25 protein-coding genes and 1 riboswitch are annotated in these 26,342 nt (G+C 70.3%); of the genes, 15 read left to right on the top strand and 10 right to left on the bottom strand.

The features are described from left to right. Positions 1-60 precede the first annotated feature (60 nt). Entirely contained in the window at positions 61-657 is a 597-nt protein-coding gene (locus tag ABZ877_RS04885; RefSeq protein ID WP_361064382.1) for a TetR/AcrR family transcriptional regulator, read from the top strand. A 12-nt stretch (positions 658-669) separates the two neighbouring features. Here ABZ877_RS04885 and ABZ877_RS04880 read toward each other — a convergent pair whose 3' ends face one another. From ABZ877_RS04880 to ABZ877_RS04865, 4 genes are all read right to left on the bottom strand, one after another. Further along, positions 670-993, bottom strand: a complete 324-nt coding sequence (locus ABZ877_RS04880; protein WP_361064379.1) for a multidrug efflux SMR transporter — start codon at positions 991-993, stop codon at positions 670-672. A gap of 115 nt (positions 994-1,108) precedes the next feature. Then, entirely contained in the window at positions 1,109-2,119 is a 1,011-nt protein-coding gene (rsgA, locus tag ABZ877_RS04875) for a ribosome small subunit-dependent GTPase A (RefSeq protein ID WP_361064376.1), read from the bottom strand. 13 nt (positions 2,120-2,132) lie between these two features. Next, positions 2,133-3,485: a 3-phosphoshikimate 1-carboxyvinyltransferase gene (gene aroA, locus ABZ877_RS04870; protein WP_361064373.1), complete on the bottom strand. Its 1,353-nt coding sequence runs from the start codon at positions 3,483-3,485 to the stop codon at positions 2,133-2,135. 36 nt (positions 3,486-3,521) lie between these two features. Then, positions 3,522-4,223: a M50 family metallopeptidase gene (locus ABZ877_RS04865; RefSeq protein ID WP_361064370.1), complete on the bottom strand. Its 702-nt coding sequence runs from the start codon at positions 4,221-4,223 to the stop codon at positions 3,522-3,524. A gap of 66 nt (positions 4,224-4,289) precedes the next feature. On the opposite strand from ABZ877_RS04865, the gene ABZ877_RS04860 reads away from it, so the two are divergent. The 10 genes from ABZ877_RS04860 (at position 4,290) to ABZ877_RS04815 (ending at position 14,491) form a co-directional block, all read left to right on the top strand. Next, on the top strand, positions 4,290-5,105 hold the full coding sequence (locus ABZ877_RS04860) for an SOS response-associated peptidase (protein ID WP_361064367.1): 816 nt from the start codon (positions 4,290-4,292) through the stop codon (positions 5,103-5,105). 184 nt (positions 5,106-5,289) lie between these two features. Beyond that, positions 5,290-5,937, top strand: a complete 648-nt coding sequence (locus tag ABZ877_RS04855; RefSeq protein WP_361064363.1) for an alpha/beta family hydrolase — start codon at positions 5,290-5,292, stop codon at positions 5,935-5,937. Positions 5,938-6,177: 240 nt separating this feature from the next. Further along, positions 6,178-6,852, top strand: coding sequence for an RNA polymerase sigma factor SigR (gene sigR / locus ABZ877_RS04850; protein WP_361064360.1), 675 nt, complete (start codon positions 6,178-6,180; stop codon positions 6,850-6,852). Then, complete coding sequence (gene rsrA, locus ABZ877_RS04845; RefSeq protein ID WP_361064356.1) at positions 6,849-7,142, top strand: mycothiol system anti-sigma-R factor; 294 nt, start codon at positions 6,849-6,851, stop codon at positions 7,140-7,142. Before sigR ends, rsrA begins: the two co-directional genes overlap by 4 nt. A gap of 147 nt (positions 7,143-7,289) precedes the next feature. Beyond that, complete coding sequence (locus ABZ877_RS04840) at positions 7,290-8,624, top strand: HD-GYP domain-containing protein (protein WP_361064353.1); 1,335 nt, start codon at positions 7,290-7,292, stop codon at positions 8,622-8,624. Positions 8,625-8,650: 26 nt separating this feature from the next. Further along, a complete protein-coding gene (locus ABZ877_RS04835; RefSeq protein WP_361064350.1) occupies positions 8,651-9,880 on the top strand; it encodes an HD domain-containing protein in 1,230 nt (409 codons plus the stop codon). Between the two features lie 97 nt (positions 9,881-9,977). Then, positions 9,978-10,958, top strand: coding sequence for a hypothetical protein (locus ABZ877_RS04830; protein ID WP_361064347.1), 981 nt, complete (start codon positions 9,978-9,980; stop codon positions 10,956-10,958). Between the two features lie 123 nt (positions 10,959-11,081). Continuing rightward, positions 11,082-11,732, top strand: coding sequence for a peptide deformylase (def, locus tag ABZ877_RS04825; RefSeq protein ID WP_361064344.1), 651 nt, complete (start codon positions 11,082-11,084; stop codon positions 11,730-11,732). Positions 11,733-12,083: 351 nt separating this feature from the next. Next, positions 12,084-13,121, top strand: coding sequence for a multidrug MFS transporter (locus ABZ877_RS04820; protein ID WP_361064765.1), 1,038 nt, complete (start codon positions 12,084-12,086; stop codon positions 13,119-13,121). Then, positions 13,118-14,491, top strand: a complete 1,374-nt coding sequence (locus tag ABZ877_RS04815) for a cytochrome P450 (RefSeq protein ID WP_361064341.1) — start codon at positions 13,118-13,120, stop codon at positions 14,489-14,491. The genes ABZ877_RS04820 and ABZ877_RS04815 overlap by 4 nt, the downstream gene beginning before the upstream one ends. A gap of 3 nt (positions 14,492-14,494) precedes the next feature. On the opposite strand, the gene ABZ877_RS04810 is transcribed toward ABZ877_RS04815, so the two are convergent. Beyond that, positions 14,495-15,457 (bottom strand): helix-turn-helix domain-containing protein, encoded by a 963-nt coding sequence (locus tag ABZ877_RS04810; RefSeq protein ID WP_361064338.1) that lies wholly within the window; start codon positions 15,455-15,457, stop codon positions 14,495-14,497. A gap of 94 nt (positions 15,458-15,551) precedes the next feature. On the opposite strand from ABZ877_RS04810, the gene ABZ877_RS04805 reads away from it, so the two are divergent. Next, on the top strand, positions 15,552-15,725 hold the full coding sequence (locus ABZ877_RS04805) for a hypothetical protein (RefSeq protein ID WP_361064335.1): 174 nt from the start codon (positions 15,552-15,554) through the stop codon (positions 15,723-15,725). 27 nt (positions 15,726-15,752) lie between these two features. Here the strand turns inward: ABZ877_RS04805 and ABZ877_RS04800 are convergent, their stop codons facing one another. The 5 genes from ABZ877_RS04800 to ABZ877_RS04780 form a co-directional block, all read right to left on the bottom strand. Next, complete coding sequence (locus tag ABZ877_RS04800; RefSeq protein ID WP_361064332.1) at positions 15,753-16,775, bottom strand: ribonucleotide-diphosphate reductase subunit beta; 1,023 nt, start codon at positions 16,773-16,775, stop codon at positions 15,753-15,755. Beyond that, a complete protein-coding gene (locus ABZ877_RS04795; protein WP_361064329.1) occupies positions 16,775-19,120 on the bottom strand; it encodes a ribonucleoside-diphosphate reductase subunit alpha in 2,346 nt (781 codons plus the stop codon). Before ABZ877_RS04795 ends, ABZ877_RS04800 begins: the two co-directional genes overlap by 1 nt. A gap of 127 nt (positions 19,121-19,247) precedes the next feature. Then, positions 19,248-19,384: riboswitch (cobalamin riboswitch) on the bottom strand. A 528-nt stretch (positions 19,385-19,912) separates the two neighbouring features. Beyond that, positions 19,913-21,541, bottom strand: coding sequence for a monocarboxylate uptake permease MctP (gene mctP / locus ABZ877_RS04790; protein ID WP_361064326.1), 1,629 nt, complete (start codon positions 21,539-21,541; stop codon positions 19,913-19,915). Further along, on the bottom strand, positions 21,538-21,831 hold the full coding sequence (locus tag ABZ877_RS04785; protein ID WP_361064323.1) for a DUF3311 domain-containing protein: 294 nt from the start codon (positions 21,829-21,831) through the stop codon (positions 21,538-21,540). Before ABZ877_RS04785 ends, mctP begins: the two co-directional genes overlap by 4 nt. Positions 21,832-21,992: 161 nt before the next feature. Next, on the bottom strand, positions 21,993-22,757 hold the full coding sequence (locus tag ABZ877_RS04780; RefSeq protein WP_361064320.1) for a GntR family transcriptional regulator: 765 nt from the start codon (positions 22,755-22,757) through the stop codon (positions 21,993-21,995). A gap of 388 nt (positions 22,758-23,145) precedes the next feature. Between ABZ877_RS04780 and ABZ877_RS04775 the strand changes: the two genes are divergently transcribed. From ABZ877_RS04775 to ABZ877_RS04765, 3 genes are all read left to right on the top strand, one after another. Beyond that, positions 23,146-24,429, top strand: coding sequence for an extracellular solute-binding protein (locus ABZ877_RS04775; RefSeq protein WP_361064317.1), 1,284 nt, complete (start codon positions 23,146-23,148; stop codon positions 24,427-24,429). Positions 24,430-24,523: 94 nt separating this feature from the next. Then, positions 24,524-25,513, top strand: a complete 990-nt coding sequence (locus ABZ877_RS04770; RefSeq protein ID WP_361064314.1) for a sugar ABC transporter permease — start codon at positions 24,524-24,526, stop codon at positions 25,511-25,513. Beyond that, positions 25,510-26,340 (top strand): carbohydrate ABC transporter permease, encoded by an 831-nt coding sequence (locus ABZ877_RS04765; protein ID WP_361064311.1) that lies wholly within the window; start codon positions 25,510-25,512, stop codon positions 26,338-26,340. The genes ABZ877_RS04770 and ABZ877_RS04765 overlap by 4 nt, the downstream gene beginning before the upstream one ends. Positions 26,341-26,342 lie beyond the last annotated feature (2 nt).

The raw sequence follows: 26,342 nt of genomic DNA, 5'->3' as shown, positions 1-26,342 counted from the left end.
CGGGCCCGTCAACTCTGGCGGAACACGCCGTGTCGGAGACGGCGGCCCGGGGAGGCGACGATGCCTGCAGCACGGGAATCCCTATTGGACGCGGCCTACACGGCGCTCGCGCGGCGCCCCTGGTCCGGGGTGCGCATGGTGGACGTGGCGGCGGTCGCCGGGGTCTCCCGGCAGACGCTCTACAACGAGTTCGGCTCCAAGGAGGGGCTCGCCCGCGCCCTCGTGCGGCGCGAGGCCGACGCCTACCTCGCGGGTGTCGACCGGGCCCTGAAGGAGGGCGGCCTCGACACGGTCGCCGAGTGGACGGTGGCGAGCGCCCGCCGCAATCCGCTGGTGCGCGCCGCGCTCACCGGCTGCTGGAGCGAACGGCTGCCCGCGCCGACGCTCTCCGCGGTGCCGTCCTCCTCGGCCGTGCCCGCCCAGCGCCGCGCGGACGGGCCGCTGCCCGCCCCCGCCGACCTCCTCGCCTCCGTACGGGACCGGACGCTCGCCGCGCTCGGCTCGGCGGGCGCCGCCAAGACGGAGGGCGAGGCGCTCGCGCGCGACTGCGAACTGGCGGTGCGGCTCGCCTTGTCGTGCGTGATGGTGCCGCCGGGGGAGGGCGGTGTGGGGCGCCTTGTGCGCGAGACGATCCGGCAGGGGCGGGCGCACGCCTGACGGACCGGACGATCAGTGTGCCGAGCCCGACAGCTGCAGGCCGATCACGCCCGCGATCACCAGACTGATCGAGATGATCTTGAGTGTGGAGACCACGTCGCCCAGGAAGATCATTCCGTAGATCGCGGTGCCCGCCGCGCCGATCCCCGTCCACACCGCGTACGCCGGACCCACGTCGAGCTTCTTCAGGGACAGCGTGAGCAGGCCGAAGCTGCCGAGCGCGAACGAGGCGAAGGCGATCGTCGGCCACAGCCGGGTGAAGCCGTGCGAGAGCTTCAGACAGACGGCGAACCCGGTCTCCAGGAACCCCGCGACGATGACCAGCAGCCACGCCATGTGATGTGCCTCCCGCGTTCCACTGATCCGCTGATCACGTACGGTCTCGATCTTGCGTCCGGCTTGGTGTGATTATGCCTTCACCCATGCCCGGCGGCAGCAAACAAGACAGAGGTCAGTCGCCCTCGCGCCGCTCGCGCGTGGCGAGCAGACGGCGCAGTGAGTACAGGCGGGCCGGGTCCGCGTGGCCCTCCGCCACCCAGGCGTCCAGGGCGCAGTCCGGCTCGTCGTGGCTGCACGCGCGCGGGCAGTTCTCCGTGCCGGGCTCCAGATCGGGGAAGGCGTGGATGACCCGGGACGGATCCACGTGGTGCAGGCCGAACGAGCGTACGCCCGGGGTGTCGACCACCCAGCCTGCCTCGCCCGGCAGCGGCAGCGCCCGCGCGGAGGTGGTGGTGTGCCGCCCGCGCCCGGTGACTGCGTTGACATGGCCCGTCGTACGGCGCTGGTCCTGCGCCACCAGGGCGTTCACCAGCGTCGTCTTGCCGACGCCGGAGTGGCCGACGAACGCGGTGATCTTGCCGTCGAGCTGCTCGCGCACCCGCGCCACCGCCGTGCCGTCCTCCAGCTCCGCGCGGCTGGTCACCACGTAGGGGATGTCCAGGTCCCCGTACAGCTCCAGGAGCTTGTCCGGCGGGGCCAGGTCCGACTTGGTCAGGACGAGGAGCGGAGTGAGCCCGCCGTCGTACGCCGCGACGAGGCAGCGGTCGATCATGCGCGGGCGCGGCTCGGGGTCGGCGAGCGCGGTGACGATGGCGAGCTGGTCGGCGTTGGCGACGACGACGCGCTCGTACGGGTCGTCGTCGTCCGCCGTACGGCGCAGGACCGAGGTGCGCGGCTCGATGCGGACGATGCGGGCGAGCGTGTCCTTCTTGCCGGACAGGTCGCCGACGACGGCCACCTGGTCGCCGACGACCGCCGCCTTGCGGCCCAGTTCGCGGGCCTTCATCGCGTGGACGGGGCGGTCGTCGATGAGCACGGTGAGCCGTCCCCGGTCGACGGTGAGGACCATGCCCTCCGCCGCGTCCTCGTGCTTGGGCCTGATGTTCGTCCGCGGCCTGTTCCCCTTGCGGTTGGGGCGCTGGCGGATGTCGTCCTCGTCGGTGTGCTTGCCGTAGCGGCGCATTGCTCTGTGTTCCCTACGGCCTGACCGTCCCGGACGCCCCGGACTCCCCGGACGCGCCGAGCATCTCGGTCCACATGTCGGGGAAGTCCGGCAGCGTCTTCGCCGTCGTCCCCACGTTCTCGATCTGCACGCCGTCCACGGCCAGGCCGATGATCGCGCCCGCCGTCGCCATGCGGTGGTCGTCGTACGTGTGGAAGATCCCGCCGTGCAGTCGGCGCGGGCGGATGTGCAGGCCGTCGGCCGTCTCGGTGACGTCACCGCCCAGCTCGTTGATCTCCTTGGTGAGCGCGGCCAGGCGGTCCGTCTCGTGCAGGCGCAGATGCGCGACGCCGCTGAGCGTGGAGGGGCCGTCCGCCAGCGCCGCGACCGCCGCGATGCCCGGCGTCAGCTCGCCGACCTCGCCGAGGTCCACGTCGATGCCGTGGACCGTGCCGGAACCCGTGAAGGTCAGGCCCTGCTCGGTCAGTTCGCAGGAACCGCCCATTCGCGTGAAGATCTCGCGCAGCGCGTCGCCCGGCTGCGTGGTGTGGTGCGGCCAGTCGGGGATCGTCACCCGGCCGCCCGTGACCAGGGCCGCCGCCAGGAACGGCTGGGCGTTGGAGAGGTCCGGCTCGATGACGATGTCCCGGCCGAGCAGGGCGCCCGGCGTGACCCGCCAGACATTCGGCTCGCCGCCGGACTCCGGGGTGTCGACCTGCGCGCCGACCGCCCGCAGCATGTCGACCGTCATCCGGATGTGCGGCATCGAGGGGAGCGTCGGGCCGGTGTGGCGGACCTCCACGCCCTGGTTGAAGCGCGGCGCGGACAGCAGCAGCGCGGAGACGAACTGGGAGGACGACGACGCGTCGATCTCCACCGGGCCGCCGTCCAGCGCCCCGCCGCCGTGCACCGTCAGGGGGAGCGCGCCCCGGTTGTCGTCGTCGATGCGGGCGCCGAGCGTGCGCAGCGCGTCGATCACGCCGTGCAGCGGACGCTCGTACGCACGGGGGTCGCCGTCGAACCGGATCGGCCCGTCGGCGAGCGCCGCGACCGGCGGCAGGAAGCGCATGACCGTGCCCGCGTTGCCCACGTCGACCGTGGCCGGGCCGTGCAGGCCCGAAGGGATGACGCGCCACGCCTCGCCCGAACCGTCCGGGCCCACGCCCTCCTCGATGCCCACGCCCATCTCGCGCAGCGCGCCCGCCATCAGCAGGGTGTCGCGCGAGCGCAGCGGGCGGCGCAGCCAGCCCGGCTCGGCGGCGAGCGCGGCCAGGACCAGGGCACGGTTGGTGACGGACTTGGACCCCGGCACCGCGACGGTCGCGTCGACGGCGCCGCTCGCGACGGGGGCGGGCCAGAGGGCGGTGGGCGCGGGGTGCGTGGTCATGCCCCCACTTTAGTGGGCGCGGGGCCAGGCACCTGTTCAGAGGCCGAGCAGCCAGCGACCCCCGCCGAGCAGGGAGCACAGTGCGACGGCGTGGAAGAAAAAGAGCCACATTCCCGCGGGGACGTGCGTGAGGCGGGAGAGCTGATCCGCGTCGGAGTCGCCCGCGCCGCCCCTGCGGCGCTTGCCCTGGAGTTCGAACGCGGGGCGGACGCCGCCCAGGAGCAGGAACCAGACCGCCGCGTAGGCGAAGGCCGCCTGGACCTGGGGGCCGGTCAGCCAGGAGACCAGGAGGAAGGCGCCGCCGGTCAGGACGACCGTCAGGGCGCCGTACGCGTTTCTGATCATCACCAGCATCGCGAGGAGCAGGGCCGTCGCCAGCCAGAGGAGGAGGGTGATGTGGCCCGTCGCCAGAAGGGCCGCGCCGCCCAGGCCCAGGAGGGGCGGCGCCGTGTAGCCGGCCGCCGCGGTGAGGATCATGCCCAGGCCCGTCGGCTTGCCGCGGCTCACCGTGAGGCCGCTGGTGTCCGAGTGGAGGCGGATGCCGTCCAGCCTGCGGCCCATGAGGAGCGCGACGAGGCCGTGGCCGCCCTCGTGGGCGATGGTGATGGCGTTGCGGGTCAGGCGCCAGAGCGTGTGGGGGCTCACGGCGGCCAGGGCGATGACGCCGGTGGCTATGACCACCCACTGGTCGGGGTCGGGCTGGGTGCCGGTGAGGCGGTCCCAGAGAGTGGTGTCCATCGAGGGTCCGGCTCCCGTTCGGTGACTTCTGGCGGTTGCGCTTCGCGCTCTGGCACTGTGGCACGTATGTGCGGACGGTATGCGTCGAGTCGTGGGCCCGAGGATCTCGCAGCGATCTTCGAGATCGAGAAGTGGGAGCCGGAGGAGGGGTACGAGCCCGACTACAACGTGGCGCCCACCAAAGAGGTGTACGCCGTTCTCGACCGTCCCGTGAAAGACGCCGACGATCCGCGTCCGGTTCGCCAGTTGCGCAAACTGCGGTGGGGGCTCGTGCCGTCCTGGGCCAAGACGCCCGAGGGGGCGGCCCGGATGATCAACGCGCGGGCCGAGACGGTGCACGAGAAGCCGTCGTACCGGCGGGCCTTCGCCGCGCGGCGCTGCGTTCTTCCCGCCGACGGGTATTACGAGTGGGTCACCGGGGAGCGCGAGCGGGAGCTGGAGGTCGAGGGGAAGCGGAAGCGTCCGCGCAAGCAGCCGTACTTCGTGACGCCCGCCGACGGGTCCGTGTTCGCCATGGCCGGGCTGTACGAGTTCTGGCGGGACCGGACGCTGGCCGATGATCATCCGCTGGCGTGGTGGGTCACGTGCTCGGTGATCACCACTGAGGCGGAGAGCGCTCCGCTCGGGGTCGCGCCCGAGGGCGGGCCTCGGTCCCTTGCCGATATTCATCCGCGGATGCCGTTGATGCTCACGCCCGATCGGTGGGATGCCTGGCTGGATCCGGGGCTGAGTGACGTGGAGAGTGCGCGGGCGCTGCTCGCGCCTCCGCCGGGAGGGCTCATGCGGGCCTACCCCGTGTCCACCGCGGTCAGCAATGTGCGGAACAACGGCGCCGAACTGGTCAAAGAGATCGACGGGCCCGAGGAAGGCACGCTGTTCTGACGCCTCCTTCGTCCGTGGGCGGGGCCGCGCCGGCGTACCTCCTCGGCCGGATCGGTCCCGTCGCCCTCTGACCGCCATAGGCGCGTCGTCCCGCGCTGCGTTCCCGCGGTGTCCTGCGGGGGCACCCCGACACGTCCCCTCGCGTCGAGATGCGTGTGCGGGCCGGTGGGGGTTCTGAGTCACCATGGGGGGTGTGGATCATCGTACGGAGATTCTTCCCACTGGTGTGGGTGATGCTCGTGTCACCTGGTACGAGGGCGAGGCGGCTGTTTTTGTGCTTGCCGTCAGTCATGGGGCGGGGGGTGGGATCGAGGCCCGGGATCTGCAAGCCCTTGCCCGCGTGTTGCCTCGGCACGGTGTGAGCGTCGCCCTTGTCGAGCAGCCCTGGCGGGTCGCCGGGAAGAAGCTCGCTCCTGCCCCGAAGACCCTGGACGCCGGATGGCGTGATCTCTGGCCCGCCCTCGCGGGGGAGGGGCTTCCGGTGATCGCCGGAGGGCGGAGCGCCGGGGCCCGGGTCGCCTGCCGGACCGCCGGGGAGCTGGGGGCCGCCGCCGTGCTCGCGCTGAGCTTTCCGCTGCATCCGCCCGGCAAGCCGGAGAAGTCCCGGGCCGACGAGTTGCTCGGGGCCGGGGTGCCCACGCTGGTCGTCCAGGGCGGCAACGATCCGTTCGGCAGGCCCGAGGAGTTCCCGGCGGGCGGCGGGTACCGGCTCGTGGAAGTTCCGTACGGGGATCATGGGTTCGCCGTTCCCAAGCGCGCCGGGGTCACTGAGGAGGAGACGATGGGCGTCCTCACCGACGGTGTGGTCGCCTGGGTGCGGTCGCTTCTGTAGGCGCGGGAATGTCCCGGGCGGGGCGCGTGTTGTCGCAGGCGTCGGTGACATCGTGTACGAGAGGAAGTCCGCCGCATGGGTTCGACCATCTGCCCGGGCCGCGCCACCGCTCCTGAGCTGGAGTGGAGCGTGCTGAGTGCGGCCAAGACCGCTCCCATTCGGGCGGCGGGCGGACCGGATCGTCGTCTATCCTCCGATTCGGGCGGGGCCTTCCCGGGTCTCGCGAAGTCTTCGGAGGAGGTGGGTCCGGTCACAGGGACCGACGCAGGGACCGAGCACGGCCAGGCGGACGAGCGCCCGGAGCCCGCGGAGAGCGACGCCGAGCGCAGCGCTCGCTTCGAGCGGGACGCTCTGGAGTTCCTCGACCAGATGTATTCGGCCGCGCTGCGCATGACGCGCAATCCGGCGGACGCCGAGGACCTGGTGCAGGAGACGTATGCCAAGGCGTACGCGTCCTTCCACCAGTTCCGTGAGGGGACGAATCTCAAGGCGTGGCTGTACCGGATCCTGACGAACACCTTCATCAACTCGTACCGCAAGAAGCAGCGTGAGCCCCAGCGCAGCGCTGCCGAGGAGATCGAGGACTGGCAGCTCGCGCGCGCCGAGTCGCACATGTCCACCGGTCTGCGCTCCGCCGAGTCGCAGGCCCTCGATCACCTGCCCGACTCCGATGTGAAGCGGGCCCTCCAGGCGATCCCCGAGGAATTCCGCATCGCGGTCTATCTCGCGGACGTAGAGGGCTTTGCGTACAAGGAGATCGCGGACATCATGGGAACACCCATCGGTACGGTGATGTCCCGGCTGCACAGGGGGCGTCGCCAGTTGCGCGGCATGCTCGAGGACTACGCCCGCGACCGCGGGCTCGTCCCGGCCGGCGCCGGAGAGTCGAACGAAGCGAAAGGCTCGGGCTCATGAGCTGCGGAGAGCCGCACGAGACGGACTGCAGTGAGGTCCTCGACCATCTCTATGAGTTTCTTGACCGAGAGATGCCGGACTCCGACTGCACCAAGTTCGAGGTGCACTTCGAGGAGTGCTCCCCGTGCCTGGAGAAGTACGGTCTGGAGCAGGCCGTGAAAAAGCTGGTCAAGCGGTGCTGCGGGCATGACGACGTCCCCGCCGACCTGCGGGCCAAGGTCATGGGGCGCATCGACCTCATCCGCTCCGGGCAGCCCGCCTCGTCCGACGAGGGCACGGCGCTCGGCTGAGGTTCGAACTCCCGCGCATTGTGCGGGAGTTCGCTTGCTGCGCCACAGCATTCACTCGAACGTGTAGTTACCCGGCTCTGAGCTGCCCGGGTGGGTCCGCGCGCGTCCTATCCTCCCTGAATCTGTTGTCACGGGGAGGGGTTGGGCATGCGGTCGGTACCGCCGGGGGCCCGTGTGTTCGTCCTGCTGGCGGGCGGTGGCGCCCTCGTGTGCGTCGCGTCCGCCCTTCTCGACGACGACACCGCTTGGGGTGTCGTCGCGGTGCTCGCGGGTGTCTACGCCGGGGGTGAGCAGGTCGGGCGGTGCCGGTTCATCGGGCGCCGGGCCCCCAAGGGCATGGGGACCTTCTTTCCCGTACTCCTCGCAGGAGCGTTTCTCCTGCCCGCGTCCGCCGCCGCGCTCGTCGTCGTGCCCGGGGCTTGCCTCGCCCGCGTCGACCAGCGGCCCGTCGCCCTGCGGAAGCTGTGGCGCGGCGCGCAGCTCGTGCTCGGCATCTGGGCGGCCGCCCGGGTCTTCGAGGCGCTCGGCGGGCCGGACGCCGTCGCGCAGGGACGTCTCGCCGACACCCTCGAGCCCGCTGCCGCCGCCGTCCTCGTCTTCTGCGCCGTCCTGACCGTGCTCGACGGCGGCATCCTCGCCCTCGCCGAACGGGTGCCCGCGCGCACCGCCTGGCGCGGACTCCTCCTGCGCTCCCTCGCCCCGGTCGGCGTCCACGGGCTCGCCGGCCTGGTGATGGCCGTCCTGTGGGCCAGCCCGTACGGGGCCGTGGCCGCGCTGCTCGTCCTGCTGCCGATGTACATCTCCTGCTGGGTCTTCGCCCAGTACCAGCGCGAGCGCGCCGCCCACCAGGCCACCATCCGGGCGCTCGTCCAGGCCGTCGACATCAAGGACGGCTACACGCGCGGGCACAGCGAGCGCGTCGGACAGGCGTCCATGATGATCGCCCGGCAGCTGGGGATGGCCGACGAGCGCGTGGAGATCCTGCGCTTCGCCGGGATCCTGCACGACGTGGGCAAGCTCGGCGTCCCGACCCGGCTGCTGCGCAAGGACGGGCCCCTCACCCCCGAGGAGCGGGAGATCATCCAGCTCCATCCCGAGTACGGGCACGAGATCGTGCGCGGGATCGGGTTCCTCGGGGAGGCGCGCGCCGCGATCCTCCACCACCACGAGCGGCTCGACGGCAGCGGATACCCCTACGGGCTCGCCGGATCGCAGATCCCCGAGTTCGCGCGCGTGGTGGCGGTCGCCGACGCCTTCGACGCCATGACCTCCACACGTACGTACTCGCGGGCGCGGCCCGTCCCCGTGGCCCTCGCGGAGCTGGAGCGGTGCGCCGGCTCACAGTTCGACCCGGTGATGGTGCGGGCGCTGGTCGACGTGCTGGAGAGGGAGGGCTGGCACCCCGTGGTCACCGCCGACGAGGGCGCGGTCCCCGCCGCCCGCCGCGAGGGCGTCGCCGCACCGGGGGCGGCCTCCCGGTGACCTCGCCCGGCCCCGCTTGCCCGCCCATGGTGGCCGGCCTCTACGCCGCCGCGGGCCTGCTCACCCTGGTCGCCCTCGCCTCCACCGCCCGGCACGGGCTCGAACGGCCCGGGGTCGCGCTCGCCTTCGGCCTCCTCATCGTCGTGGGGGAGCTGGCCCGGTGGGGCGAGGGCGGGGACCGGGAGCCCGCGCCGCTCGGCACCGCGGGAGCGCTCGCGTACGCGCTGCTCGGACAGGCGGGCGGGCAGCCCTCGCAGCACGGGGTGCCCCAGGTCGTCGCCATCACCGTCGCGGGCACGCTGCTCGGCTGCGTCCCGCACGTCGCCCAAGGGCGCGGGCCCTCGCTCGACCACATGGCACGGCGCGTGCTGAGCGTCGCCTTCGCCGCCGTCTGCTTCCAGCCGCTCTACGACCGTGGAGTGGTGCAGCGCTGGGTCGGCGGCGGGGCGTCCTACGCGCTGCTCGTCGCCGGGCTGCTCGCGCTCACCGCCCTGTGCGACGCCGTGCTCGCCGCCGCCATCGCGCACGCGCGCACGCGCTGGCCGTTCGGACCGCTGCTCCGCGACGAGCTGCGGGCCATGCTCGGCATCGGCTCCGCCGTCTGTGCGACCGGCGCCGTCATGGCGCTCGCCGTCGCCGTGGCCGGGCTGTGGGCGCTGCCCGTCATCAGCCTGCCGCTGCTCCTCACCCAACTGGCGTTCCGGCGCTACGCCGCCGTCCGGGCCACGTACCGGCAGACCATCGCCTCGCTCGCCCGCGCCACCGAGATCGCCGGGTACACGCCGCACGGGCACGCCCGCAGGGTCGCCGCGCTCAGCCGGTCCGTCGGGCGCGAGCTGGGGCTCTCCGAGCCGGACCTGACCGTTCTGGAGTACGCGGCCCTGATGCACGACATCGGGCAGCTCTCCCTCCTCGACCCGGTCGCGCAGGGGGCGACGGCCGCGCTGCCCGCCGCCCAGCAGCGGCGCATCGCCCTCCTCGGCGGTGCCGTCGTACGGCAGACGGGCGTGGACGCCCAGGTCGCCGTGGTGGTGGAGCGGCAGGCCGACCCGTACCGTGAGCAGCCGTTGACCGCGCGGATTGTGCGGACAGCGAACGCGTACGACGAGATGGCCAGGGAAGAGGGCCCCCACGGCCCGCTCACGGCCCTGGAACGACTGCGCCTCGGCACGGGCCGGGACTACTCGTCCGAGGTCGTGGAGGCGCTGGCCAGGGTGGTGGCACACCCCGGTCTGAGCCTGGGGTCGGCTGGGTAACCCATGGGTAATGAGCGAGCGTCCGACCGTACGTGGTTGGATGCGAAGAAGAGGGTGTTCCGGGGGCACGGGCCTCGAGTATCGGCAGGCGGGAATCGTGAGGATCTTCGGCAAGGGACGACACCGGCCCTCCGCCTCATGGCGGCAGGCCACAGATCGCGCGTTCACGCTGATCGGTGACGGACGCTACGAGGACGCTGGGGCGCTGCTCACACGCGCCGCCGATCTGGAGCCCTGGCTGTCCGAGTCCTGGTTCAACCTCGCGCTGCTGCACAAGTTCCGGCACGACTGGGAGCAGGCGCGCACCGCGGGGCTGCGCGCCGTGGCGCTGCTCGAACGGGAGACCGGCGCCCCCGACTGGTGGAACGTGGGGATCGCCGCGACCGCCCTCCAGGACTGGCCGCTGGCCCGGCGGGCCTGGCAGGCGTACGGGCTCAAGGTGCCCGGGGGCGCCGCCGCCGCGGGTGAGCCGACCGGGATGGACCTCGGCAGCGCTGCCGTACGGCTCTCGCCCGAGGGGGAGGCCGAGGTCGTGTGGGGGCGCAGGCTCGACCCCGCGCGCATCGAGGTGCTCTCCATTCCGCTGCCGTCCTCCGGGCGGCGCTGGGGCGAGGTCGTGCTGCACGACGGCGTCCCGCACGGGGAGCGGACGACGGCCGCCGGGCACTCGTACCCCGTGTTCGACGAGATCGAGCTGTGGGCGCCGTCCCCGGTGCCGACCTGGGTCGTGCTCCTGGAGGCCGCCACCGAGGCCGACCGGGACGCCCTGGAGCGGCTCGCGGCCGACGCGGGGTTCGCGGCCGAGGACTGGTCGTCGTCGGTGCGGCTGCTCTGCCGGATGTGCTCCGAGTCGCGGATGCCGTCCGACGAGGGTGACGGGCAGCATCTCGATCCGCACGATCACAGTGAGCCCGGGCATCCGGGGCCGCTCGGGCATCGGACGGATGGGCAGTTGTGGGTGCCTGAGCGTGAGTGCGGGGTGGCCGCGCCGGCTTCACTGGTTCGGGGGTTGCTGGACGGATGGGTTGCCGACTCGCCCGATTCGCGGGACTGGCGGGATCTTGAAGAGGTCTGTTGAGGTGGACTGCCGACCGCGGGTCGTGGTGGGCTGAGCGCGCCGTTCCCCGCGCCCCTTGCGGGGCGCTCCTGACCGTACCCTGTTGTCAGTACACCCAGTTTCCCAGGAAGGCATACCTCGGTCATGGCCCAGCAGGACATCGATCAGCAGCGCGCGGGCGTGCTCCCCGTGGACGACGAGGGCTTCGTCATCGACACCGAGGACTGCGAGGCGCGCGAGGCGGCGTACCGGGAGCGCGGGACGTCGCGGCCGATCACCGTCGTCGGCAACCCCGTCCTGCACAAGGAGTGCAAGGACGTGACCGAGTTCGACGACGAGCTGGCCGCCCTGGTCGACGACATGTTCGCCAGCCAGCGCACCGCCGAGGGCGTCGGGCTCGCCGCCAACCAGATCGGGGTCGACCGCAAGGTCTTCGTCTACGACTGCCCGGACGACGAGGGCGTGCGCCACACCGGCGTCGTCTGCAACCCCGTCCTCCAGGAGCTGCCCGCCGAGCGGCGCCGGCTCGACGACTCCAACGAGGGCTGCCTCTCCGTGCCGACGGCGTACGCCGAGCTCGCGCGCCCCGACTACGCGGTGGTCACCGGGCAGGATGAGAAGGGCAACCTCATCAAGGTGCGCGGCACCGGGTACTTCGCGCGCTGCCTCCAGCACGAGACCGACCACCTGTACGGCTACCTCTACATCGACCGCCTGTCGAAGCGGGAGCGCAAGAACGCCCTGAAGCAGATGGAGGAGGGCACTCCGCGCTACCCTGTCGTCCCCAACGACTGAGGCCCTTTGGGCAGTTGAGCGCTGAGCGGCGCCCGGTACGGATGTTTCCGAGCCGGGCGCCGCTCGTGTGTGCGCTCGCGCCCCCATTCGTACGCCCTCATGTGCGAACAGGACCGGCCGAACGTGACCCATATTCAGACATGTAAGGGGACGATTCCGGCGGCTGGGGGTAGTGAGGGGAGCAAATCCATTCCCAGAACGGTCAGTTGTAGTGCTGAATAGAAAGCGCGGGGATACGCAACGGCGCGCGCCCGGCACTGCGGGAGGGCGTACGCCATCAGGCGGCAGAGAGGGGTTTGTTTCGTGCCTGCTCATCCAGAGACAGCGGTCCCACCGGCGCTGGCCCTACCGGTGATCGAGGACGCGTTTCCTCGCAATCTGCACCCCTATTGGCCCAAGCTCCAGGAGAAGACGCGCTCCTGGCTGCTCGAAAAGCGCCTCATGTCCGCCGACAAGGTGCAGAAATATGCCGATGGTCTGTGCTACACGGACTTGATGGCGGGCTATTACACGGACGCGCCCGACGACGTGCTGGCCGCCATATGCGACTACAGCGCGTGGTTCTTCGTCTGGGACGACCGCCACGACCGCGACGTGATCCACGGCCGGACGGCGAACTGGCGGCGGCTCGCCGTCGAACTGCACGCGGCCACGGAGGCCCCACAACTGCACCTGAACCACAAGGACCCCGTGGTCGCGGGGTTCGCGGAGAGCCTGGACCGGCTCTACGGCTCGCTCGGCCGGACGTGGAACGCCCGGTTCGCCCGCCACTTCCACGTGGTGATCGACGCGTACGACCAGGAGTTCCACAACCGGATGACGGGCACCGTCCCGTCCGTCGACGAATACATCGAGCTGCGCCGCAATACGTTCGCGCACTGGATCTGGCTCGACCTGCTCGAACTGAGCGCACAGTACGAACTCCCGGCGTGGGTGCGGAAGAACGAGTCCTATCGCCGTGCGGCGCTCGCCTGCCAGGATTTCGCGGCCTGGTACAACGACCTGTGCTCATTGCCCAAGGAACTCGCGGGCGAGGAATTGCACAACCTCGGGATAAGCCTCATCAAACACGAGGGGCTCACTCTCCGGGAAGCGATAGACGAGGTGCGTCGCAGAGTCGAGGGGACCATCGACGATTTCCTCGCCGCGGAGGCGGAGGTGGAACAGCTCGCGGTCGCCACGGAGCATATCGGCGCCCACGGCAAGGAACTCGCGCGGGCTTTACGGTCGTGCGTCGGAAACATGCGGAACTGGTTCAGCTCCGTGTACTGGTTCCACCACGAATCCGGGCGCTACGCGGTCGACCAGTGGGACGACCGGGCGACCCCGCCCTACATCACCGACGGCGAGCCGACCGAACAGACGGACCAAGTGGGAGAGTGCGCATGACCGTCGAGTCCACCCTGCCGGCGCCCTCCTCGCCCGGCGCGCGGCCGGGGCTCCCCCCACTCGCCCCGGGCGGCGCGCCCCTGCTCGGCCACGCCTGGAATTTGCTGCGCGACCCGCTGGGCTTCCTGACGCGGCTGCGCGACGGCGGCGACGTCGTCCGGCTGCGACTGGGCCCGAGGACGGCCTATGCGGTGTGCGACCCCGAGTTGGTGGCCGCCCTGCTCAAGAGCCCGGACTTCCTGGTCGGAGGCCCGCTGTGGGAGACGATGGGCGTCCTGCTCGGCAAGGGCGTGGCGACGAGCAACGGGCCGCTGCACCGGCGCCAGCGCCGCGCCATCCAGCCCGCGTTCCGCATGGACCGCATCCATGAGTACGCGACGGTGATGGAGGAGGAGGCGCGGGCGATGACCGCCCGCTGGAGCGACGGACAGCAGGTCGACATCGCGGCCGAGGTGTTCCGCACGGCGACCCGTATCGTGGCCCGCTCCGTGCTCCACATCGAGTCCGTCGACGAGCGCGCCGACCGGCTCTCCACGGCGCTGCACACCGTCTTCGAGGGCCTGTACCGCCGGATGGTCCTTTCCTTCGGACCGCTGTACAAGCTGCCGACCCCGGCCAACCGGCGATTCGAGAACGCGCTGGCCGATCTGCACCGTCTGGTCGACGAGATCATCGCCGAACGAAGGGCGTCGGGAACCAATCCGGGCGACCTTCTCGCCGCCTTGCTCGACGATCGCGACGAGAAGGGTGAAACCGTCGACGAGCAAGAGGTGCACGACCAGGTCGTGTCCCTCGTCGTGGCCGGTGCCGAGAATGTCGCGAAGACCCTGACGTGGGTCTTCCAGCTTCTCGCCGAACACCCCGACGCGGAAAAGCGGTTGTACGCGGAGGTTGAATCCGTGACGGGTGGCGGACCGGTCGCTTTCGGTGACGTGAAAGAACTCGCATATATGCGGAATCTGCTCACCGAGGCGATGCGGATTCGGCCCGCTGTCTGGATTCTGACGCGGCTCGCCGTCGTCGACACGACACTCGGCGGCTATTCGATTCCCGCCGGGTCGGACATCGTCTACAGCCCGCTGGCCATGCAGCGCGACCCCCGCGCGTTCACCGACCACCTCGCGTTCGACCCCGACCGGTGGCTGCCCGAGCGCGCGGCGGACGTCACGCCCGCCGCACACGCCCCCTTCAGCGTCGGCAACCGCAAGTGCCCCGGCGACCACTTCAGCATGGCCGAGATGGCCGTGGTCCTGGGCACGGTGGTCTCCCGCTGGCGGCTCGTGCCGACCCCGGAGACGGACGGCGCGGCCCGGATCGGGATCACGCTCCAGCCGAAGCGGGCCGTGCTGCGCGTCGAGGCGCGCGGCTAGCGCTCAACTGGCCAGGCGCACCCGGAAGGTCCTGCGGAAGGCGTTGGGCGTCGTGCCCAGCGCCTTCATGAACTGGTGGCGCATCGCCGCCGCGTTGCCGAACCCGGCGCGCGCGGCGATGGCGTCCACCGTCTCGTCCGTCCGCTCCAGCAATTCCTGCGCGAAGAGCACCCGCTGGCGAAGCAGCCAGCGGTACGGGGTCGTGCCCGTCTCCTGCTGGAAGCGGCGCGCGAAGGTGCGGGGCGACATGTGCGCCCGTGCCGCGAGATCCTCCACCGTCACTGGCTCGTCCAGGTGCCGCTCCATCCAGGCGAGGACCTCGCCCACGGTGTCGCAGCGCGTCGGGGGCAGCGGCCGCTCCACGTACTGGGCCTGCCCGCCGTCGCGGTGCGGCGGCACGACCATGCGGCGCGCGATGGCGTTGGCCACCTCGGAGCCGTGCTCGGTGCGCACGATGTGCAGGCACGCGTCGATGCCCGCCGCCGTGCCCGCGGACGTGATCACCGGGCTCTCGTCCACGTACAGCACGTCCGGGTCGACGCGGGTGCGCGGATGCCTGATCGACAGCTCGCGCGTGTACCGCCAGTGGACGGCGCAGCGGCGGCCGTCGAGGAGTCCGGCCGCGCCGAGCACGAAGACGCCCGAGCAGATGCTCAGGACGCGCGCGTTCCTGTCCACCGCCCGGCGCAGCGCGTCCAGCAGCGCGGGCGGGTATCCGTCCGGCCGGGGCGCCGCCGCCGGTATGGCGATGAGGTCCGCCTCCTCCAGGCGTTCGAGCCCGTACGGGGTGGAGATCGTCATCCCGGTGACGTGCGTGGACAGCGTGGGACCGTCCGCGGAGACCACGGCGAAGTCGTACGCGGGCAGCCCGGAGTCGCTACGGTCGAGGCCGAACACCTCGCACACGACTCCGAGTTCGAAGGGGTGCACACCGTCGAGCAGTACCGCGGCCACGTTCTTCAGCATGTCTGCCAGTGTGCCGCAGAGTTGGCAGCAATTCGAGGGTCAGTGACAGGACTGCCACTGCCGTGCGGGGCCGGGCGGCGGGAGAGTAGAGGACATGAACACAGCGATGAACTACCTCACCGTCCTCTTCGTCTTCCTCCTCCTGGCCGCCCCGTCCCTGTACGGAGCCGCCCACGACCGCCGGATCGACCGGGAGATCCGGCGCGCCCGGCAGGCGCAGGAGCGCGAGACCCTGGCGCGCGGCCCCGAGTACGCGAAGGTCGCGTAACCCGCTCCGCAGCGCCGGAGAGTCCGCCTAGAAGTCCTCGTCGAAGCCGACCGAGCCCTCGACCGCCACCTGGTACGCCGAGGGCCGGCGCTCGAAGAAGTTCGTCAGCTCCTGCACCCCCTGCAACTCCATGAACGAGAACGGGTTCTCCGAGCCGTACACCGGTGCGAACCCGAGCCGCTGGAGCCGCTGGTCGGCCACGCACTCCAGGTACTGCCGCATCGAGTCGGTGTTCATCCCCGGCAGCCCGTCCCCGCACAGGTCACGGGCGAACTGCAGCTCGGCGTCGACCGCCTCCCGCAGCATGGCGGTGACCTCCTCCCGCAGGGCGTCGTCGAACAGGTCCGGCTCCTCCTTGCGCACCGTGTCGACCACGTCGAAGGCGAAGCTCATGTGCATCGTCTCGTCACGGAAGACCCAGTTGGTGCCGGTGGCCAGGCCGTGCAGCAGGCCCCGCGAGCGGAACCAGTACACGTAGGCGAAGGCCCCGTAGAAGAACAGACCCTCGATGCACGCCGCGAAGCAGATCAGGTTGAGCAGGAAGCGGCGGCGGTCCGCCTTGGTCTCCAGGCGGTCGATGGACTCCACCGAGTCCATCCACGTGAAGCAGAACTCCGCCTTCTCCCTGATGGACGGGATGTTCTCCACCGCGGCGAACGCGGCCGCCCGGTCGTCCGGATCGGGCAGATAGGTGTCGAGCAGCGTCAGATAGAACTGGACGTGCACGGCCTCCTCGAACAACTGGCGCGAGAGGTAGAGCCGCGCCTCGGGCGAGTTGATGTGCTTGTACAGCGTAAGGACCAGGTTGTTCGCGACGATCGAGTCGCCCGTCGCGAAGAACGCGACCAGGCGGCCGATCATGTGCTGCTCGCCCGGCGACAGCTTCGCCAGGTCGGCGACGTCGGAGTGGAGGTCGACCTCCTCGACGGTCCAGGTGTTCTTGATCGCGTCGCGGTAGCGCTCGTAGAAGTCCGGGTAGCGCATGGGGCGCAGGGTCAGTTCGAAGCCCGGGTCGAGCAGGTTCTTGTCCGAAGGGGTGGTCGTCGTCATTACTGGCAGGCCTCGCAGGACTCGGGGTTTTCCAGGGAGCAGGCGACGGCGTCGGGCTCGGCCATCTGGACCGGGACCCGGGCCGCGGCCCGCGCGATGCGCGTCGCGGGGCGCGAGCGCAGGTAGTACGTCGTCTTCAGGCCCGACTTCCAGGCGTACGCGTACATCGAGGAGAGCTTGCCGATGGTCGGCGTCTCCATGAAGAGGTTGAGGGACTGGGCCTGGTCGAGGAACGGGGTACGGGCCGCCGCCATGTCGATCAGCCCGCGCTGCGGCAGCTCCCACGCCGTGCGGTACAGGGCGCGGACCTCCTCCGGCACCCAGGTGAAGTCCTGCACGGAGCCGTTCGACTCGCGCAGCGCCTCACGGGTCTGCGCGTCCCACACGCCGAGCCGCTTCAGGTCGTCCACCAGGTAGGAGTTGACCTGGAGGAATTCGCCGGACAGCGTCTCGCGCTTGAACAGGTTGGAGACCTGCGGCTCGATGCACTCGTAGACGCCCGCGATGGAGGCGATCGTCGCGGTCGGCGCGATGGCGAGCAGGAGCGAGTTGCGCATGCCGACGGCGGCGATCCGTTCCCGCAGCGCGGCCCACCGCTCCGGCCAGGTGAGTTCCGTGTCGTAGTGGTCGGGGTGCAGGACGCCGCGCGCGGTGCGGGTCTTCTCCCAGGCAGGCAGGGGCCCATTGCGCTCGGCCAGGTCGGCGGACGCCTCGTAGGCGGCGAGCATGATGCGCTCGGCAAGGCGCGTCGAAAGAGCTTTCGCCTGCGGTGAGTCGAAGGGCAGGCGCAGCTTGAAGAAGACGTCCTGGAGGCCCATCGCGCCGAGGCCGACCGGGCGCCAGCGGGCGTTGGAGCGGCCCGCCTGCTCGGTCGGGTAGAAGTTGATGTCGACTACGCGGTCGAGGAAGGTCACGGCGGTGCGGACCGTCTCGTCGAGCCGCTCCCAGTCGATCTCCCCGTCGATGACGAAGGCGCCGAGGTTGACCGAGCCCAGGTTGCAGACGGCGGTCTCCCCGTCGTCCGTCACCTCCAGGATCTCCGTGCACAGGTTCGAGGAGTGGACGGTGTGGCCGGGCTCCGCCGTCTGGTTGGCGGTGCGGTTGGCGGCGTCCTTGAAGGTCAGCCAGCCGTTGCCGGTCTGCGCGAGGGTGCGCATCATGCGCCCGTACAGCTCGCGGGCGGGAATGGTCTTCTGTGCCTTGCCCTCCGCCTCGGCCTTGCGGTACGCGGCGTCGAACTCCTCGCCCCACAGGTCTACGAGGTCGGGCACGTCGGCCGGGGAGAAGAGGGACCAGGGGCGGTCGTCGGCGACCCGGCGCATGAACTCGTCGGGGATCCAGTGCGCCAGGTTGAGGTTGTGGGTGCGGCGCGCGTCCTCGCCGGTGTTGTCGCGCAGCTCCAGGAACTCCTCGATGTCCGAGTGCCAGGTCTCCAGGTAGACGGCGGCGGCGCCCTTGCGGCGGCCACCCTGGTTCACGGCGGCGACCGAGGCGTCGAGGGTCTTCAGGAACGGGACGATGCCGTTGGAGTGCCCGTTGGTGCCCCGGATCAGCGAACCCCGGCTGCGGACGCGGCTGTACGAGAGCCCGATGCCGCCGGCGTGCTTGGAGAGGCGGGCCACTTGGTGGTAGCGGTCGTAGATCGAGTCCAGCTCGTCCAGCGGGGAGTCCAGCAGATAGCAGCTCGACATCTGGGGGTGGCGGGTGCCGGAGTTGAAGAGGGTGGGCGAGGACGGCAGGTAGTCCAGGCGGCTCATCAGGCCGTACAGGTCGGCGACCTCGTCCAGGGCGCGTACGGAGTCGTCCTCGGCCAGACCGGCGGCCACGCGCAGCATGAAGTACTGCGGCGTCTCGACGACCTTGCGGGTGATCGGGTGGCGCAGGAGGTAGCGGCTGTACAGGGTGCGCAGGCCGAAGTAGCCGAAGCGGTCGTCGGCGCCGGTGTCGACGAGCGCGTCGAGCCGTGCCGTGTGGACGCGGGTGAACTCGGCGGTGCGGTCGGCGATCAGGCCCTCGCGGTGGCCGACCGCGATCGAGGCGGTGAAGGAGGTGACGCCCTGCGAGGCGGCCTCGGCGGCGATCGTGCGCGTGAGCAGGCGCGCGGCGAGCCGGGAGTAGACCGGGTCCTCGGAGATCAGCCCCGCCGCGGCCTCCGTGGCGAGCTCGCGCAGCTCGGCCTCGTCGGCGCGGGCGCTGCGGCCGCGCAGCGCGGCGGCGGCGACCCGGCCGGGGTCGGCGCCGGTGAGGTCGGAGGTCAGCTCGGTCAGGGTGCGCAGCAGCGCGGTGCCCGGGGCGTCTTGCTCCGCTGCGGCTGAGACCGGTTCGGCGGGCGGCGCGATGGTCACGTGGGGGCTCTCCCTCGCTCGGCTCGGGGCCCGGCGGGGAGGAGTGGCTCGGGCGCCCGCACGCACGGCGGCACCCTCGTCACCGGCCCATTCCGCGAGGCCCGGACGTCGTCACCACCCGCGCCGGACGGCTCGGGTGGGCTGCGGCAGGTCGTCGGACTCACGCGGGCGCGCCCTGAATGCGCGCTACGTACACCGTTGCGGGACAGCTCCGGATTCGCACCGGATTCCCCTGCGGCTGCAGCGAGAGCGAGCATACATGTTGTGCCGGGTGGGAGGGGCGGCCCCATATGTTGTGTCGCCCCGGGCGAGCCGAGGTGCCGGGGGTCGCGAGGTGGGGGCCGTCGCTGGGTGGGGCGCGGGGTCGTGGTGCCCGGGGTTGTCACGTCGCCGTGCGCGGGGTCGTGGTGCCCGGGGTTGTCGCGTCGGCGTGCGCGGCTCGGGGCGGTCCGGCACTCGATCGGCACGCGCGCGTGGCTGCGAACGACGGGCCTGCGCGAGTGAAGCGGCCCGTCGCTGTGTGGCGTGGGGCGGTTCCGGCCCGGCGCCCGTTGCTCGCGCCGGCGGTATCTGCGCTCGGGCGCGAACGACGGGCCCTGCGTTCGCCGCTCCGTGGTGCAGGGCGGCCCCGGCCCCTGTTGTCTGCGGCGCCCTCGGTGGCGCCGTTCGGCGTTGTCGGGGTGGCGCCTTCAGGGCCGTACGGCCCGTGGGAGGGTCGGCACGCGCGCGTGGATATGGCGAACGGGCCCCTCCAGGAGTGGAGAGGCCCGTTCCGAGTGACGTACGACTTGGTCAGTGGCCGGAGCCCGCTCCGACCACCGGCGGGAGGTCCGTCTGGACGCCCTTGTCGCCCGCGTCGGCGGTGTAGTCGCCGGGGGACGTCTCGTCGATGCCCTCGGGAGCCTTCGCGGCCTTCAGGACGAAGGTCAGGACGACCGTCACGATCACGTTCAGGACGAACGCGGTCAGGCCGATGTACCCGATCTCCCCGATGCCGGGGATCTCCTTCGAGGACCCGCCGAAGTGCTTCTGCGTCGGCGAGGCCACCCCGTACGCGGCGAGCGTGCCGTACACCATGCCGACCGCCCAGCCCGCGATCAGCGCCCACCGGTGGAGCCAGCGGGTGAACAGGCCGCCGACGAGCGCCGGCATGGTCTGCAGGATCCAGATGCCGCCAAGGAGCTGGAAGTTGATCGCGACGGTCTTGTCCATGGTGAGGACGAAGACGAGCGCCCCGACCTTCACGAGCAGCGACACGAGCTTGGAGACCTTGGTCTCCTGCGCGGGGGTCGCGTCGGGCTTGATGAAGTCCTTGTAGATGTTGCGCGTGAAGAGGTTCGCCGCGGCGATGGACATGATGGCCGCGGGCACGAGCGCACCGATGCCGATGGCGGCGAACGCGACGCCCGTGAACCAGTCGGGGAACATGTCCTCGAACAACTGCGGGATCGCCAACTGCCCGTTCTGCACCTTGATCCCGGCCGCGATCGCCATGAACCCGAGCAGCGCCAGCAGGCCGAGCATGAGCGAGTACAGCGGCAGGATGGTGGTGTTGCGGCGGATCACGTCACGGCTCTTGGAGGAGAGCGTCGCGGTGATCGAGTGCGGGTACATGAACAGCGCGAGCGCGGAGCCGAGCGCGAGCGTCGCGTACGTCCAGTGGCCCGCCTCGCCGGGCGCGAGCGCCCCGACGGGTTTCCCTGTCGCCGGGTTGATCTGCTCGAACTTCTTGCCCGCCGCGGCGAAGATGTCGTCGAAGCCGCCGAGCTTGATCGGGATGTAGATGATGGCGACCGCGATGACGAGGTAGATCAGACCGTCCTTGACGAACGCGATCAGCGCGGGGGCGCGCAGGCCCGAGGAGTAGGTGTACGCCGCGAGCACGCCGAAGGCGATGAGGAGCGGCAGGTCCTTGATGAACCAGTTGGTGTTCTCGCCGCCGCCGACGCCCATGACGTCGAGCACGGCCTGGATGCCGACGAGCTGGAGCGCGATGTACGGCATCGTGGCGAGGATGCCGGTGATCGCGACGGCCAGTGACAGCCCCTTGGAGCCGAAGCGGCCGCGGACGAAGTCCGACGTCGTGACGTACCCGTGGCGGTGCGAGACCGACCACAGGCGCGGCAGGAACGTGAAGATCAGCGGGTACACCAGGATCGTGTACGGCACGGCGAAGAAGCCGGACGCGCCCGCCGCGTAGATCGCCGCAGGGACGGCGACGAAGGTGTACGCCGTGTAGAGGTCGCCGCCGAGCAGGAACCAGGTGATCCAGGTGCCGAACGAGCGTCCGCCGAGGCCCCATTCGTCGAGCGAGTCGTGCTCGGAGCGGCGCCAGCGCGCGGCGAGGAAGCCCATGACCGTGACGGCCACGAAGAAGAAGATGAAGACGGTGAGCGCGACACCGTTGACGCCGCCGTTCATCGCTGCCCCTCCGAGGTCTGGGCGGAACGGGTGGCCGAGTCCCTGCGGCCGCGCTGGTCGCGCTGCCACAGCTTGTACGCGATCATCGTGAGCCCGGTCGAGATCAGCACCCAGAGCATCTGGTACCAGTAGAAGAACGGGATGCCGATGAAGGTCGGGTCGATCTTGGAGTAGGAGCTGACCCAGAGCATCGCCACGAACGGCGCGACCAGGCACAGTCCGATCACCACGCGGACCGGTGTCACCACCGGTCCCCCTGCTTTGTTGGCCACATCCGGCGCATCGGACATTTCGGGCTCCGTCCCCTCGCTGATCCCACTTATCTCACGCTTAACGTGCGGGAAATCTAGTGCGAGAGTCTTGCTCTCCGGAACCCCTGTCCGGATAACGGACCGGACCGTTCCGGTCCCGGGCCTGCGGTTATGCAGGGAATCGGGCGCGTATGGGCGGGTCAGTCCATCGGGCGCTTGAGCCGCGCCACGAACTTGTACCGGTCACCCCGGTAGACCGACCGCACCCACTCCACCGGCTGGGCCGAACCGTCGATCGAGTGCCGGGAGAGCATCAGCATCGGCAGACCGACATCGGTGCCGAGCAGGCCGGCCTCGCGCGGGGTGGCGAGCGAGGTCTCGATGGTCTCCTCGGCCTCGGCGAGATGGACGTCGTAGACCTCGGCGAGAGCCGTGTAGAGAGAGGTGTACTTGACGAGCGAGCGGCGCAGTGCTGGGAAGCGCTTGGCGGACAGATGGGTCGTCTCGATGGCCATGGGCTCGCCGCTGGCCAGGCGCAGGCGTTCGATGCGCAGGACGCGGCCGCCGGCGGAGATGTCGAGGAGTTGAGCGAGGGTGTCGTCCGCCGTCACGTACCCGATGTCGAGCAGCTGCGAGGTCGGCTCCAGGCCCTGCGCCCTCATGTCCTCCGTGTAGGAAGTGAGTTGCAGCGCCTGGGAGACCTTGGGCTTGGCGACGAAGGTGCCCTTGCCCTGGATGCGCTCCAGGCGGCCCTCGACGACCAGCTCCTGGAGGGCCTGGCGGACGGTGGTGCGGGAGGTGTCGAACTCGGCGGCGAGCGTGCGCTCGGGCGGCACCGGCGTGCCCGGCGGCAGGGTCTCCGTCATGTCGAGCAGATGCTTCTTCAGGCGGTAGTACTTGGGCACGCGTGCGGTACGGACGGGCGCCCCGCTCTCGTTCTCCGCACTGCTCACGTCGGTGCTCATGCTCCGCCTTCCCGGCTCCGGTGCCGATGCGACCGACATGCCCATCGGCCACGGCTCACATCGTGGCACGGCTCGCTCCGGGGGAGACCCCGCACGCTCCGTGATCCCTCCTTATACCGCCCGCTGCCGCTCTGGTCTAGTCCACGCACCCACGGATGGGAGCGGTCCCCCGAACCGCCCAACGCCCTTGTCCCACCTGGCGGGTGTCGTTCCGATAACGGACGCACGGGTCTTTCTCAGCCTCCCTTGACACCTCAATTGGTCTGGGCCAAGCTCCCCGTACTGGTCTACACCATTAAACGGAGACCGGGTCCCAGTCCCACGAAGCACTGCTCGTCGTATGCGTCGCTGTGGGTGGGGGGTTGCTGGCATCCCTGAGGAGGGTGACGTGAAGCGCAAGCTCATTGCGGCCATCGGCGTCGCGGGCATGTTGGTCTCGATCGCGGCCTGTGGCAGTGACGACGACAAGGACAGCGGGAGCAAGGCGGGGGCGGACGGGTACAAGGGGCAGACGCTGACCGTCTGGACCATGTCCGGCTCCAACCCGCCGGAGTGGACCAAGAAGGTCACCGCCGAGTTCGAGAAGAAGACCAAGGCGAAGCTGGACATCCAGGTCCAGGAGTGGAACGGCATCCAGCAGAAGGTCACCACGGCCCTCTCGGAGTCCAACCCGCCGGACGTCCTGGAGATCGGCAACACGCAGACCCCTGCGTACGCCAAGACCGGCGGCCTCGCCGAGCTGACCGACCTCAAGAGCGAGATCGGCAAGGACTGGGCCGAGGCGGTCAACAAGCCGGCCGTGTACGACGGCAAGCAGTACGCGCTGCCGTGGTACTTCGGCAACCGCACGGTCATGTACAACAAGAAGATCTGGAAGCAGGCCGGCATCACGGAGACGCCGAAGACCCGCGCCGAGCTCTTCGACGACCTCAAGAAGATCGGCGAGAAGACCAAGGCCGAGCCGCTCTACCTGCCGGGCCAGAACTGGTACTTCTTCGACGGCCTCCTCGTCGGCCAGGGCGTCGAGCCCGTCAAGAAGGACGGCGACAAGTGGGTCTCCAACCTCGGTGACCCGAAGGTCGCCAAGGCGATGGACATCTACAAGCAGTACCAGGCCTTCTCCAAGGCGCCCAAGGACAAGGACGAGGCCACGCCGCAGCAGGCCACCGTCTTCGGCAAGGGCAACACCGGCGCGATCATCGCCATGGGCTACGAGGCCGGCACCGCGCTCCAGGCCAAGAAGCTCAAGGCCGAGGACATCGGCTTCTTCACCATCCCCGGTGAGAGTGCCGACAAGCCCGAGGGCGTCTTCCTCGGCGGCTCCAACCTCGCCGTCGCCGCGGGCTCCAAGAAGCAGGACCTCGCCAAGGAGTTCCTGAAGATCGCGCTCTCCGTCGAGAACGACGGCCAGCTCGTCAAGGAGGCCGGCTGGGTCCCGAAGTCCCCGGCCCTGGAGTCCTACGCCAAGGACCAGCCGGCCGCGCAGGCCGGCGCCCCCGCCGCCGCCAAGTCCGGTGGCACCACGCCGCTGATCCCGGAGTGGGCGCCGGTGGAGAACCCGCCGAACCCGATCAAGACCTACATGACCTCGGTCCTGAACGGTAAGTCCGCTGCCGCCGCCGCCAAGCAGGTCGAGGGCGAGCTCAACAAGCGCCTGAGTCAGCAGCAGTAGTCGCCCGGGCCGGGGCGGCGGAGCGGGTCCCGACCCGGGCCGCCGCCCCGGCCCGACGCATCATCCAGTCACGGCTTTGGAAGAGATGGCGAGCATGGCAGTGCAGACCAACCCGGCGGACACGGTCGACAAGATCGTGCCCGACGGGCAGCGCAGCGGTCGCGCACCCGGGCCGCGGGGGGAGAAGCGGAAGGGCGCGGCGAACACCGTCCCGTACCTGCTGCTGCTCCCCGCCCTCCTGGTGACGGCGATCTTCCTCGGCTGGCCCCTGGTGAAGGACGGCTTGCTGTCGTTCCAGAACCTCAACATGGGCCAGCTCATCCAGCACGTCACCGAGTGGAACGGCGTAGAGAACTACAAGGAGGTCCTCGGCGGCGAGGACTTCTGGCGCGTCACACTGCGCTCCACGATCTTCACGGCGATCAACGTCGTCCTGATCATGGTGGCGGGGACGCTCGTCGGGCTGCTGCTCGCGCGCCTCGGCAAGAAGATGCGCCTGGTGCTCATGCTCGGCCTCGTGCTGGCCTGGGCGATGCCGATCGTCGCGTCGTCCACCGTCTACCAGTGGCTGTTCGCGTCCCGCTTCGGCGTCGTCAACTGGGTCCTGGACAAGCTCGGCTGGCACTCCATGGCCGACTACAACTGGACCGGCTCGCAGATCTCCGCGTTCTTCGTGATCGGCCTGCTGATCGTCTGGGGCTCCATCCCGTTCGTCGCGATCAACCTGTACGCCGCCACGACCACCATCCCGCGCGAGCTGTACGAGGCCGCCGCGCTCGACGGGGCCGGCGTGTGGAAGCAGTTCACCTCGGTGACCTTCCCCTTCCTGCGCCCCTTCCTCTACGCCACGACCTTCCTCGAGGTCATCTGGGTCTTCAAGGCGTTCGCCCAGGGCTTCACGATCACCGAGGGCGGCCCCGACCGGCTGACCGAGACCCTGCCGATCTACGCGTTCGTCGAAGGCGTCGGCAACCAGCACTACGGCATGGGCGCCGCGATCGCGATGCTCACCATCGTGGTCATGCTGGTCCTCACCGCGTACTACCTCCGCATCGTTCTCAAGCAAGAGGAGGACGAGCTGTGAAGCGCTCACTGCTCGGCCGCATCTGGCCCAACGCCACGGCGATCGTGCTGTTCGCGCTGATGGTCTTCCCCGTGTACTGGATGTTCACGACGGCCTTCAAGCCGACCGCGGACATCGTCACCGACGACCCCGTCTGGTTCCCGACCGACGTCACCTTCGGGCACTTCAAGACGGCCGTCGACGCGCCCGACTTCTGGAAGCTGGTGACCAACTCGGTCACCGTCACCGTCTGCGCGGTGCTCCTCTCGCTCCTCATCGCGCTGTTCGCGTCGTTCGCCCTCGCCCGGATGCGGTTCAAGGGGCGCAAGGGAATGATCGTGGTCTTCATGGTCGCGCAGATGGCGCCCTGGGAAGTCATGGTCATCGCGATCTACATGATCGTGCGCGACGCCGACATGCTGAACAGCCTCCTCCCGCTGACCCTCTTCTACATGGTGATGGTGCTGCCCTTCACCGTCCTGACGCTGCGCGGCTACGTGGCCGCGGTGCCCAAGGAGCTGGAGGAGTCCGCGATGGTCGACGGGTGCAGCCGCCCGCAGGCCTTCGTCAAGGTCATCCTCCCGCTGCTCGCACCCGGTCTCATGGCCACCTCGCTCTTCGGCTTCGTCACGGCGTGGAACGAGTTCCCGCTGGTGCTGATCCTGAACAAGGAACCGGGCTCGAAGACCCTCCCGCTCTGGCTCTCGCAGTTCCAGAGCCAGTTCGGGGACGACTGGGGCGCCACCATGGCGGCGGCCTCCCTCTTCGCCATCCCGATCCTCATCGTCTTCGTCTTCCTGCAGCGCAAGGCCGTCAGCGGCCTCACCTCCGGCGCCGTGAAGGGATAACG

It is taken from the genome of Streptomyces sp. NPDC046939 (assembly GCF_040644575.1).
In the GTDB taxonomy this organism is placed as follows: Bacteria; Actinomycetota; Actinomycetes; order Streptomycetales; family Streptomycetaceae; genus Streptomyces.
Note: the sequence above shows the minus strand (reverse complement) of the source record. Positions and strands in the feature narration are given on the sequence as shown.